The sequence below is a fragment of the Mesorhizobium caraganae genome (genome assembly GCF_016836705.1).
GTDB classification, from domain to species: Bacteria; Pseudomonadota; Alphaproteobacteria; order Rhizobiales; family Rhizobiaceae; genus Mesorhizobium; species Mesorhizobium caraganae.
Window position 1 is genome coordinate 1530292 of sequence record NZ_JAFCGY010000001.1, and the last position, 11341, is coordinate 1541632.

Annotated in this window: 8 protein-coding genes; 5 read left to right on the plus strand and 3 right to left on the minus strand. The window is 63.1% G+C overall.

What is annotated here, in order from left to right:
• The first annotated feature begins 115 nt into the window (after positions 1–115).
• The 3 genes from JQK88_RS07445 (at position 116) to JQK88_RS07455 (ending at position 3929) form a co-directional block, all read left to right on the plus strand.
• Positions 116–1975 carry a sensor histidine kinase gene (locus JQK88_RS07445; protein ID WP_203277898.1) on the plus strand — a complete coding sequence of 620 codons (1860 nt, stop codon included), beginning with the start codon at positions 116–118 and terminating at the stop codon, positions 1973–1975.
• Positions 1975–3327 carry a sigma-54-dependent transcriptional regulator gene (locus tag JQK88_RS07450; protein ID WP_203277899.1) on the plus strand — a complete coding sequence of 451 codons (1353 nt, stop codon included), beginning with the start codon at positions 1975–1977 and terminating at the stop codon, positions 3325–3327. The genes JQK88_RS07445 and JQK88_RS07450 overlap by 1 nt, the downstream gene beginning before the upstream one ends.
• A 257-nt stretch (positions 3328–3584) precedes the next feature.
• Positions 3585–3929, plus strand: coding sequence for a hypothetical protein (locus JQK88_RS07455; protein ID WP_112561882.1), 345 nt, complete (start codon positions 3585–3587; stop codon positions 3927–3929).
• 22 nt (positions 3930–3951) lie between these two features.
• Here JQK88_RS07455 and ggt read toward each other — a convergent pair whose 3' ends face one another.
• The 3 genes from ggt to JQK88_RS07470 all read right to left on the minus strand — a co-directional run bounded on the left by ggt (position 3952) and on the right by JQK88_RS07470 (position 9291).
• Positions 3952–5691: a gamma-glutamyltransferase gene (gene ggt / locus JQK88_RS07460; RefSeq protein WP_203277900.1), complete on the minus strand. Its 1740-nt coding sequence runs from the start codon at positions 5689–5691 to the stop codon at positions 3952–3954.
• A gap of 96 nt (positions 5692–5787) precedes the next feature.
• Complete coding sequence (rhaI, locus tag JQK88_RS07465) at positions 5788–7080, minus strand: L-rhamnose catabolism isomerase (protein WP_203277901.1); 1293 nt, start codon at positions 7078–7080, stop codon at positions 5788–5790.
• Positions 7081–7188: 108 nt separating this feature from the next.
• On the minus strand, positions 7189–9291 hold the full coding sequence (locus tag JQK88_RS07470; RefSeq protein WP_192258894.1) for a bifunctional rhamnulose-1-phosphate aldolase/short-chain dehydrogenase: 2103 nt from the start codon (positions 9289–9291) through the stop codon (positions 7189–7191).
• 184 nt (positions 9292–9475) lie between these two features.
• On the opposite strand from JQK88_RS07470, the gene JQK88_RS07475 reads away from it, so the two are divergent.
• On the plus strand, positions 9476–10279 hold the full coding sequence (locus tag JQK88_RS07475) for a DeoR/GlpR family DNA-binding transcription regulator (protein WP_192258893.1): 804 nt from the start codon (positions 9476–9478) through the stop codon (positions 10277–10279).
• Positions 10280–10328: 49 nt separating this feature from the next.
• Entirely contained in the window at positions 10329–11324 is a 996-nt protein-coding gene (rhaS, locus tag JQK88_RS07480; RefSeq protein ID WP_203277902.1) for a rhamnose ABC transporter substrate-binding protein, read from the plus strand.
• Positions 11325–11341: the final 17 nt, after the last annotated feature.

Here is an 11341-nt window from a genome sequence, read left to right on the forward strand (position 1 = left end):
TACTCATTGATTTTGTTGATTATTTCGATCGATCGAGGTTGGTGTCGCTCGGACGCAAGTGCGGACATCCGCATGACTGAATTGTGCTTTGTGCGAAATCATGCACAAATGGGCGATGCTGCAACGCCCTGCCGCTGCCTTGTCATCGACGCCGGAGCAACTCGGCAAGCGGGCACGCCGCGCCTGGCTGCTGTTTGCGGGAATAGCGCTTGTGTTCGTGGCGACGGCGCTCACCGGCGCCGGCCTCTATGCGCGCCGTGCCGAGGTCGCGACGCTGGCGGCGCAAGGCCGCACCGATGCCAACCTGAAGGTTGCGCTGCTGCGCGCCGTGCTGGAAAGCCCGCGGGCGCTGCCGCTGCTTTTGTCGGAAGACCAGCAGGTGCATGACGCCCTGCAAAGCAAAGGCGCAGTCGCGATCGACGTGCTCAACCGCAAACTCGAAGGGCTGGTCTCCGGGACCAAGGCGTCAGTGCTTTACGTCACCGGCGTCGACGGCTTCGCAATCGCTTCCAGCAACTGGCGTGAGGCGACCAGCTTCGTCGGCAACGACTATGGTTTCCGCGCCTACTTCTCCGGCGCCATGCAATCCGGAACCGCCGAGTATTTCGCCCTCGGCAATACGAGCAAGCGCCCCGGCCTCTATATTTCGCGGCGCGTCGGCAATGCGGCCGCCCCGCTCGGCGTCGTCGTTGTCAAGATGGAATTCGACCAGCTCGAGGCCGACTGGCACGAGGCCAATCGCCCGGCCTATGTCAGCGATGATCATGGCGTCGTGCTGATCACCAGCGTGCCGTCCTGGCGTTTCATGACAACGGCACCACTTGCCGGCCCGCTGGCTGCCACCATCCGGAGCAGCCAGCAATTCGGCAATGCGCCGCTGATCCCCTTGCCGATCACCCGCCCCGAGGCATTGAGCCCTGACGTATCGATGGTGCATGCGGTGACGCCCGGCGGCAGCGATGCCGAATATCTCAGACTTTCGACACTGGTCCAATCGACGCCATGGCGGCTCGACTATCTCGTCCCGGCCGAAGCGCCGATCGCGGCTGCGGTGCGTGAAATGCGGCTGCTGGCGCTGGGCGTCGTGGTGCCGCTGCTGGCGCTGGCCGGCTATCTCTTGTGGCGCCGGCAGTCGGCGCAGATGCGCATTGCCGCCGAACAGGCGGCGCGCATAGAGCTCGAACGCCGCGTCGTCGAGCGCACGCATGATCTGAGCCTGGCGCGCGACCGGCTGCAGGCCGAGATCACCGATCACCGCAGCACGGAGGCCAAGCTGCAGGTCATGCAGCAGGAACTGGTGCAGGCCAACCGTCTTGCGACCCTCGGCCAGGTTGCCGCCGGCGTCGCGCATGAGATCAACCAGCCGGTGGCGACGATCCGCGCCTATGCCGACAATGCGCGTGTGTTCCTAGAGCGCAAGCAGACCGCCTCGGCCGAGGAGAACCTTGGCGCGATTGCGGCGCTGACGGAGCGTATCGGCGGCATCACCGAGGAGTTGAAGGTCTTTGCCCGCAAGGGGCGCACGGCAGCCGAACCGGTCGAGTTGCGCGGTGTCATCGAAGGGGCGGTCGTGCTGCTCAGGAGCCGCTTTGCCGGCCGGCTAGATGCGCTTGACATCACGCTGCCACCGCAGACACTCAAGGTGATGGGCAACCGGCTGCGGCTGGAGCAGGTGCTGATCAATCTTTTCCAGAACGCGCTGGAGGCGCTGGACGGCCGCGACGGCGCCAGGGTGCAAGTGGCGGCGCAGGAAACGGCCGACGGCGTGGCGCTTGCCGTCGCCGACAACGGACCGGGCATTTCGCCCGCCATCCTCAAATCGCTGTTCACGCCGTTCAACACGTCGAAGGAAAAGGGGCTCGGGCTCGGCCTCGTCATCTCGCAGGATATCGTTGCCGATTATGGCGGCCGCATCGAGGTGGCGAGCGGCAGAGACGGCACGCGCTTCACCGTTCACCTCGCCAAGGCTCTGTGATGGATAACCACACCGCACCGGTCATCCTGATCGACGACGACAGGGAGCTGCTGAGAGCCACACGGCAGACGCTGGAACTGGCCGGCTTTTCAGTGTCGGCCTTTGCGACTGCCGCCGAGGCGCTGGCCGGGCTCGACGCCAACTTCTCCGGCGTGGTGGTGTCCGATATCAGAATGCCCGGCATTGACGGCCTGCAGCTCTTCGACCGCGTCTTGCGGCTCGATCCTGACATTCCGGTGATCCTGGTCACCGGGCATGGCGACATCGCGGTTGCGGTCAAGGCAATCAAGGACGGCGCCTACGATTTCATCACCAAGCCGTTCGCCGCCGACCGGCTGGCGCAAAGCGTGGCGCGCGCAGCCGAAAAGCGCCGCCTGGTGATGGAGAACCGCGCCTTGCGCGAAAGCGCCGAACAGGCGCAGGACGGCCTGCCGCTGATCGGCCAGACGCCGGCGATGGAACGGCTGCGCCGCACGCTGAGGCAAATCGCCGATACCGATGTCGACGTGCTGGTGACCGGAGAGACCGGCTCAGGCAAGGAGGTGGTGGCGAGCCTGCTGCATCGCTGGAGCCGGCGCGCCAAAGGCAATTTCGTGGCGTTGAATTGCGGCACGCTGCCGGATACGGTGATCGAGAGCGAATTATTCGGCCATGAGGCCGGCGCCTTCACCGGTGCACAGAAGAAGCGGATCGGCCGCATCGAGCATTCGAGCGGCGGCACGCTGTTCCTCGACGAGATCGAAAGCATGCCGGTCTCGACCCAGGTACAGATGCTCAGGGTGCTGGAAATGCGCGAGGTGACGCCGCTCGGCACCAACGAAGTGCGGCCGGTCGATCTGCGTGTCGTTGCCGCCGCCAAGGTCGATCTCGGCGATCCCGGCCAGCGCGGCGCCTTCCGCGAGGATCTCTATTACCGGCTCAACGTGGTGACGATCTCGATCCCGCCGCTGCGCGAACGCCGCGACGACGTCGCCTTGCTGTTCTTCTATTTCGCCGAGCGCGCCGCCGCCCGCTTCCACCGTCCGGTACCCGTTGTGCCGGCTTCGGTACATCGCCATCTCGGCCAGCATGACTGGCCGGGCAATGTGCGGGAGCTGGCGCATTTCGCCGAGCGTTTCGTGCTTGGGCTTGAGGAAGCGGCGCAAGCGTCGCTTTCCGCCTCGGCGGAAACGGACGACGCCGGTTCGCTGCCGGAACGGCTGGAACGCTATGAGGCCGATGTGATCCGCGAGACACTTGGCCGCAATGACGGCGATGTCCGGCGTACGATCGAGGCGCTCGGCATCCCGCGCAAGACCTTCTATGACAAACTGCAGCGGCACGGCATCGTGCGCAGCGATTTTTCCAGGTAATGGGGTGTGAGCCTCTATCTCTTTGTTTCGGCGCAATTCCCAAGGGAAAGCGCTACGCGCTTTTCCCGGGAAAACCGATCACACTTTTCCTGGAATTGCTTTAAAAGCATGGCGGATTTTGCGACCCTGTCCGAAAAAACCGTGGCAAGTCGGCATCAGAAGGTGTTGAAGACCGCATCGGCCGCCTTCGGCAATGCGCGATCCGGTTGCGCTCGGCAGATGTTGATGATTTGTTGCCGGTCAGCGGAGAATGAGTGATGCGAGAACCTGTCGGTCAAGATGAATATGGGTCGACCAGTCCCTTCGATCCGGACGATCTGCCGAATTTGAACGCGATCGGCCCGGCCATGGGCGGCGGCAACGACTTCGAGAAATACGCCGTCGCCGTGATCATCGTGTTCGGCGCGCTCATCATTGGCGGGCTGATGGCCGCTTCCATGACCTTCGGCCACCGCAACGGCTTCCTGTTTGCGCTTGGCGGCGCGACCGCCGCCTGGATATCGGGCAATGCGCTGCTACTCGACCGGCCGCGCATTTACGCGCTGTTCGTTGGCATCGCGGCGCTGATGCTGGTCGGATCGACCCTCACGCTCGTCCTTTGATCGGTCCTTGTTTGATCGTGATCTAGTATCCTAGAGCCTCGCCGGATGCGGCGCGGCTGTCGATGGCGCCGTTGTAGCGGGCGCCTCCGCCCTTCTCGATTTCCGCAAGGCTCTTGCCTCCGACAAGAATGCCGGCCGCCTGGCCCCAGGTCGAATCAGCGAGATCGAGGTGGTAGCCCATGCCGGCCAGCAGCTTTTCGGTGTCGGGCGACAGGCCGAACGGTTCGACATAGATCGTATCGGGCAGCCACTGATGATGGATGCGCGGCGCGTCGATTGCCTCCTGGATGTTCATGCCGTGGTCGATGACGTTGACGATGGCTTCCAGCGTGATGGTGATGATGCGTGAGCCGCCAGGGCTGCCGATGACCATGAACGGCTTGCCGTCCTTGGCCACGACGGTCGGGCTCATAGACGACAGTGGCGTCTTCTTCGGCTGGATGGCATTCGCCTCGCCCTGGACCAGACCGTAGAGATTGGGCACGCCGGGCTTCTGGGTGAAATCGTCCATCTCGTTGTTGAGCAGGATGCCAGTGCCGTCGGCAACGACACCGGCGCCGAACGAGCCGTTCAGCGTGTAGGTGACCGCGACCGCGTTGCCGTCATTGTCGATGATCGAATAATGCGTCGTCTCGTTCGACTCGCCAAAGCCCTTCGGCATCAGGTCCTGAGAGACCCCCGCCCGGAACGGGTCGATCTTGTCGCGGATGTCCTTGGCGTACCCCTTGTCGAGCAGTTTCGAGACCGGATTGTCGACGAAATCGGGATCGCCAAGCGCCGAGTTGCGGTCAACATAGGCACGGCGCATCGCCTCGACCATGACATGCACAGTCTCGGCCGAGTCGGCGCCGAGATAGGATAGCGGGTACCCTTCCAGCACGTTGAGGATTTCGCAGATGATGACGCCACCGGAGCTCGGCGGCGGCGAGGAGATGATCTCGTAGCCGCGATAGGTGCAGCTCACCGGCTTCAGTTCGCGCACCGCATACTGCTCGAAATCGGCCTTTGCGAGAATGCCGCCCTTGGCGCCGCTCGCCTTGACGATGGCATCGGCGATGGCGCCTTTGTAGAAGGCATCGGCGCCTTTTTCGGAAATGGCGCCGAGCGAGGCGGCAAGGTCGGGCTGGAGGAGACGCTCGCCGGCGCCATAGGGCTTGCCGTCCGGCTTCAGGAAGATGGCGGCCGCGGCAGGGTCCTTCGCCAGCCGCGCGGCATTGCTTGCGAATGAAGCAGCGTCACCCTGGTCGAGAACGAAGCCATCCTTGGCATAGGCAATTGCCGGCGCCATCAAGTCCTGGCGTGGCAGCGTGCCGTATTTTTCGCGCGCCATCTCGAAACCGGCCACGGAACCCGGCACGCCTACCGCGAGATAGCCATCAAGGCTGGCGCCCTTCACCGGCTTGCCATCCTTGTCGAGATACAAGGTCTTGGTTGCCGCCAGCGGCGCGCGCTCGCGAAAGTCGAGGAAGGTCGATTTGCCGTCCTTGAAGCGTATGGTCATGAACCCGCCGCCGCCGATATTGCCGGCATTAGGGTAGAGGACCGCGAGCGCATAGCCGACGGCGACCGCCGCATCGACGGCGTTGCCGCCCTTCTTCAGCACCTCGACGCCGGCTTCCGACGCGAAATGCTGGGCGGTCACGACCATGCCGTGCTCGCCCTTCGCCGGCTGCGGCGAGGCAGCGAAGACGGCCGCGGATGGCGTCAGCGCTATTGCGAGCGAAAGGGTGACGCCAATCAGCGTCCGGCGGGTCAAGGGCATGGCGGTGCTCCAAGTGCAGTGTGCTAGGAAAGACCCTCAAAGCCGCCAAGTCCACCGCCAATGGGACTGGACCAGATCAATTAGGATGTCTGCCTGTCAGACGATGCCGCCGCTGCCACCCGCAACCGCCGGGCGTTCGGCCGCGACTTTGGCGCGGTAGCCTGCCGCGCGGTAGGCGGCGACCGGATCGATGGCGCCGCCGCTCTTCAGCCGGGCCATGGCCAGGATCGGCCCGACATCGGTGCGGTAGGCGCTTTTGAGCGTTTGCGTCGCCATCAGCGCGTCATTGCCGTCCTGGAAACCTTCGAGCGCCTTGCGGTCGACCAGCAGCGCCTGCGCATAGGCGCGCTGCACCTCGACCGCCGACAGCATCAGGCTTTCGATCGGGTCAGTGACGTTGTGGCTCTGGTCGAGCATATGGGCGGGATCGAAACCCTCGACGCCGGAAAGCTCGGCATCGACCAGTTCGTTGAAGACCAGGAACAGCCGGTAGGGGTCGATCGAACCGGCATCGAGATCGTCGTCGCCATATTTGGAATCGTTGAAGTGGAAGCCGCCGAGTTTTTTGAACTGGATCAGCCGCGACACGATCATCTCGATGTTGACGTTGGGCGCATGGTGGCCGAGGTCGACCAGGCAGAAGGCCTTGTCGCCGAGCTCCCTGGCGATGAGGTAGTTGGTGCCCCAATCCTGCACGACGGTGGAATAGAAGGCCGGCTCGTACATCTTGTGCTCGGTGAACAGTTTCCAGTCGGCCGGCAGGCCAGCGTAGATCTCCTTCATGGCGTCGAGATAGCGCTCGAAGGCTTTGGCGAAATTCACCTGGCCCGGGAAATTCGAACCATCGCCGATCCACACCGTCAGCGCCTTCGAACCAAGCGTCTTGCCGATCTCGATGCATTCGAGATTGTGCTCGACCGCTTGTCGGCGGGTGCCGGCATCGGCATGCGACAGCGAGCCGAATTTGTAGGAGAGCTTCTGGTCCTTCGCGTCGGAGAAGGTGTTGGAGTTCATGGCGTCGAAGCCGAGGCCGAAGCGCGAGGCCGCCTGCTTCAGCCGGTTCGGGTCGGCCTTGTCCCAGGGGATGTGCAGCGAGACGGTCGGTGTCGCCTGCGTCAACTGGCTGATGACGGCGCAGTCCTCGATCTTGTCGAAGATGTCGCGCGGCTCGCCGGCGCCGGGAAAACGGGCAAAGCGGGTGCCGCCGGTGCCGACGCCCCAGGACGGAATGGCGACGGCGAATTTCTCGACCTTGTCGCGGATGGCGTCGATGGCGATGCCGCGCCGGTCGAGACGTTCGCCAAGCGAGGCGTAGTCGCGTTCGAGGTCGGGCTTGCGGGCGGCGTTGTGGCTGGCGACGAGGTCGGCGGAGATGATGGTTTCGGACAAGTGCTATTCCTCCCAAATGCGTTCGGTCAGCGCTGCCCCTCATCCGGCCCTTGGGGCCACCTTCTCCCCGTATAGTGACGGGGAGAAGGGAAGCGCTTCGACGTTAGCTCAGCGCGTAAAGCTCTGCGCGTTGCCGGCGTCGACATTGATGATGTTGCCGGTGGATTTGGCCGACATGTCGGAGGCGAAGAAATAGATCGCTTCGGCGATGTCTTCCGGGAAGACCGAGCGCTTCAGCATCGAGCGCGAGCGGTAGTGCTCCTCCAGATCGTCGGTCGACATCTTGTAGGCGGCGGCGCGCTGTTCCTTCCACTCGCCGGTCCAGATTTTCGAGCCACGCAGCACGGCATCCGGATTGACGACATTGACCCGGATCTGCGCTTCCGCGCCCTCCAGCGCCAGGCAGCGGGCGAGATGGATCTCGGCAGCCTTGGCGGTGCAATAGGCGGCGGCGTTGGGCGACGCGGCAAGGCCGTTCTTGGAGGCGACGAAGACGACATTGCCGCCGATCTTCTGGGCGCGGAACAGCCGGAAGGCTTCACGCGAGACCAGGAAATAGCCGGTCGACAAGATGTCCATGTTCTTGTTCCACAGCGCCAGCGTGGTTTCCTCGATCGGCGCCGAGGACGCCAGGCCGGCGTTGGAGACCAGGATGTCGATGCCGCCGAACTCGACTGCCGTCTCGGCAAAGCCGGAAACGACCTGATCCTCAGAGGTGACGTTGATCAGCACCGGCCGCACGAAATCCTTGCCATAGGCTTTGGCCAATTCCTCATTGGCGCTGACGAGCGCTGTCTCGTCGATATCGGCCAGCACCACGCAGGCACCCTCGCGCAGCAGACGGTTGGCGGTCGCGCGGCCGATGCCGCCGGCGCCGCCGGTGACCAGTGCGATCTGGCCGGCTAACGACTTCGGCTTCGGCATGCGCTGTAGCTTCAGATCCTCGAGCAGCCAGTATTCGATGTCGAAAGCCTCCTGCGCGGGCAGGCCGACATAGGACGAGACGGTCGATGCGCCGCGCATGACGTTGATGGCGTTGACGTAGAATTCACCCGAGATGCGGGCCGTCGCCTTGTCGCCGGCGAAGGTGAACATGCCGACGCCGGGCATCAGGTAGACCACGGCATTGGGATCGCGGATGGCGGGCGAGTCCGGGTGCTTGCAGCTGTCGTAATAGGCCTGGTAGCCGACACGATAAGCGGCAATGTCATCGGCAAGGCGCGCGATGACCGCATCGACATCAGGCTTGGCCGGATCGAACTCGATCACCAGCGGCCGGATTTTTGTTCGCAGGAAGTGATCCGGGCATGAGGTGCCCAGTGCGGCCAGCGGGCGCAAATCCCTGGAGTTGACGAATTCGAGCACGGCGGGCTGGTCGTCGAAATGACCGAGCTTGTGGCTCTTTTCCGAGATCAGGCCGCGAATCCTCGGCATCAGTTTCGCCGCAATGGCGCGGCGCTCAGTGGCATCGAGCGACTTCACCGCCTCGCCGCCGAAGATCGCGAGACCCTCGGAGCGGCGCTCGAACCATTCGATCGCCTGGTTGATTACCGAAATCGTCGTCTCGTAGCATTCCTTGGGTGTGTCGCCCCAGGTGAACAGGCCGTGGCTTTCGAGAATGACGCCTTTGGCCTCGGGATGTTCGACGCAGAATTTTTCCAGCCACAGGCCGAGTTCGAAGCCCGGCCGCTTCCACGGCAGCCAGCCGATGGCGTCGCCGAAGATCTCCCTGGTCAGCGCTTTGGAGTCCTTGGCGGCGGCAATGGCGATGATGGCATCGGGATGCATGTGGTCGACAAAAGGCTTCGGCACATAGGCATGCAGCGGCGTGTCGATCGAGGCCGCGCGCGGATTGAGGTTGAAGGTGCAGTGGGGGAGGTAGCCCACCATCTCGTCCTCATGCGCGACACCACGATAGAGGCTTTTGAGCGCTCGGAGCTTGTCCATGTAGAGGGTGGCGAAGCCGTCAAGCTTGATCGAGGCGCTATCGCCGCCCGAGCCCTTGACCCAGAGCACTTCGACATCATCGCCGGTGAGCGGGTCCTTCTGCCAGATTTTCGAGGAGGTGTTGCCGCCGCCATAGTTGGTGACGCGCTTGTCGGAGCCGAGCGTGTTCGAGCGATAGACCAGAAGCTCAGGCCCGCTCATCCCTTCGGCTTTCGCATCGTCCCACAGATTGGCAAGGCGCGAGCCGGAGCGCTTGTCGAGCATGATTATCCTCCCTGGGACGCAAAAAGGCGCGATCCATTTTGCCGGAAATGTCTACGCAAGCACGCTGCTTGTCAATCACAAACGATCAATACCGATCATATTGCACTGCACAATGAAATTATATGATCGGAAATGATTGACACTGGTTGTTTTCTAGTGCCTCATGACCATGCAGGGAGGAACCATGCACGAAAAAGAGCGCCACAGGATCATTCTGTCCGCCGTCCAGGAAAAGCCTGTGGTGACGGTGCAGGAGATGGTCGACCTGACGGACTCGTCCGAGGCGACGATCCGGCGCGATATCGCAGCCCTTCACGTGCAAAAGCGCCTGCGCCGGGTGCGCGGCGGCGCCGAGGCAATCTCGCCGCCACAGTTCATCGGCCTCGCCGGCCGGCCCTTTTCCGTCAACGAAACGCTGAATGCGTCGCAGAAGCGGGCGATTGCGCGCGAAGCGGTGGAGCTCTGCACAGACGGCGAGCCGATCATCATCAATGGCGGCACCACCACCTTCCAGATGGTGCATTTCCTGACCGGACGCCGCATGCCGATCTTCACCAATTCGTTCCCGATCGCCGAGCATCTGCTCAAGCATTCGAAGAACACGGTGATGCTGTCGGGCGGCACGATCTACCGCGAACAGAACATCATCCTGTCGCCCTTCGACAATGACGTGACGCGCAATTTCTATGCGCGCCGCATGTTCATGGGTGCGCAGGGGCTCGGCCCGCTCGGCCTGATGGAAGGCGACCCGCTTCTGATCCAGGCGGAGCAGAAGCTGATCGACCAGGCCGACGAGCTGGTGGTGCTGGTCGATTCCTCGAAATTCCGCCAGCGCTCCAGCCTGATCCTGTGCGGGCTGAAGCGCATCGCCACCGTCATCACCGATGACGGCATCGAGGATCGCGAAGCCAACATGCTGGAAACCGCAGGTGTGACGCTGATCGTCGCCCGCAAGTCGGCAAAGGAAGAATCTTCGCTGCAGGCCTGAGACCAACCGCAGCGACGATGGAATGCAACGCTCAAAGGGAGGAAATACAATGAGCTTCTTGAAGAAATTGATGGTGACGGCGGCATTCTCGGCCGCCATGTTCGTGAACGCCGCCTATGCCGAGAACGTCAAGATCGCGCTGGTGGTGAAGTCGCTCGGCAACGGCTTCTTCGACGCCGCCAACAAGGGCGCCGAAGAGGCGGCCAAGGAACTCGGCGATGTCGACATCATCTACACCGGCCCGACCAAGGCGACCGCCGAAGCGCAGATCGAAGTGGTCAATTCGCTGATCGCGCAGAAGGTCAACGCCATCGCCATTTCGGCCAATGACGCCGACGCGTTGGTGCCGGTGCTGAAGAAGGCGATGGAGCGCGGCATCACCGTCATCTCGTGGGATTCGGGCGTCGCCAAGGAAGGCCGCCAGTTGCACCTCAACCCGTCTGACACCGGCCTGATCGGCGAGACCATCATCAAGCTCGCCGCCGACTATCTGCCGGAAGGCGGCGAAGTCGCCATCCTGTCGGCGTCGTCGACCGCGACCAACCAGAACGCCTGGATCGAAGCGGCCAAGAAAATCCTGCCGGAGAAATTCCCCAAGATCAAACTCGTCGCCACCGTCTATGGCGATGACGATTCGGCCAAGAGCACCGACGAAGCCAAGGGCCTGCTGAAATCCTACCCGAACCTCAAGGCGATCATCGCGCCGACCACCGTCGGCGTCGTTGCCGCTGCCCAGGTCGTCACTGATGCCAACCTGATCGGCAAGGTCAATGTCACCGGCCTGGCACTGCCGTCCGAGTTCAAGAAGTTCATCGACAACGGTTCCAGCCAGGCGGTTGCGCTGTGGAACCCGATCGACCTCGGCTACTCCGCCGTCTACCTCGCCCACGATCTGGCGGTGAAGAAGGAAGAGGCCAAGCCCGGCGCCACGCTGTCGATCGGCCGCGTCGGCAAGGTCACGCTCGACGACACGAACTCGGCTGCGATGGCTCCGCCCTTCCAGTTCGACAAGACCAATATCGAGAAGTTCTCCAAGATCTATTGATCCGGAGCGCCAGTACC

What these genes read in the sequence shown, in the direction of transcription:
- JQK88_RS07445 (WP_203277898.1), top strand. Translation starts at nt 116, where the DNA reads ATGCTGCAACGCCCTGCCGCTGCCTTGTCATCGACGCCGGAGCAACTC.
- JQK88_RS07450 (WP_203277899.1), top strand. Translation starts at nt 1,975, where the DNA reads ATGGATAACCACACCGCACCGGTCATCCTGATCGACGACGACAGGGAG.
- JQK88_RS07455 (WP_112561882.1), top strand. Translation starts at nt 3,585, where the DNA reads ATGCGAGAACCTGTCGGTCAAGATGAATATGGGTCGACCAGTCCCTTC.
- ggt (WP_203277900.1), bottom strand. Translation starts at nt 5,691, where the DNA reads ATGCCCTTGACCCGCCGGACGCTGATTGGCGTCACCCTTTCGCTCGCA.
- JQK88_RS07470 (WP_192258894.1), bottom strand. Translation starts at nt 9,291, where the DNA reads ATGCTCGACAAGCGCTCCGGCTCGCGCCTTGCCAATCTGTGGGACGAT.
- JQK88_RS07475 (WP_192258893.1), top strand. Translation starts at nt 9,476, where the DNA reads ATGCACGAAAAAGAGCGCCACAGGATCATTCTGTCCGCCGTCCAGGAA.
- rhaS (WP_203277902.1), top strand. Translation starts at nt 10,329, where the DNA reads ATGAGCTTCTTGAAGAAATTGATGGTGACGGCGGCATTCTCGGCCGCC.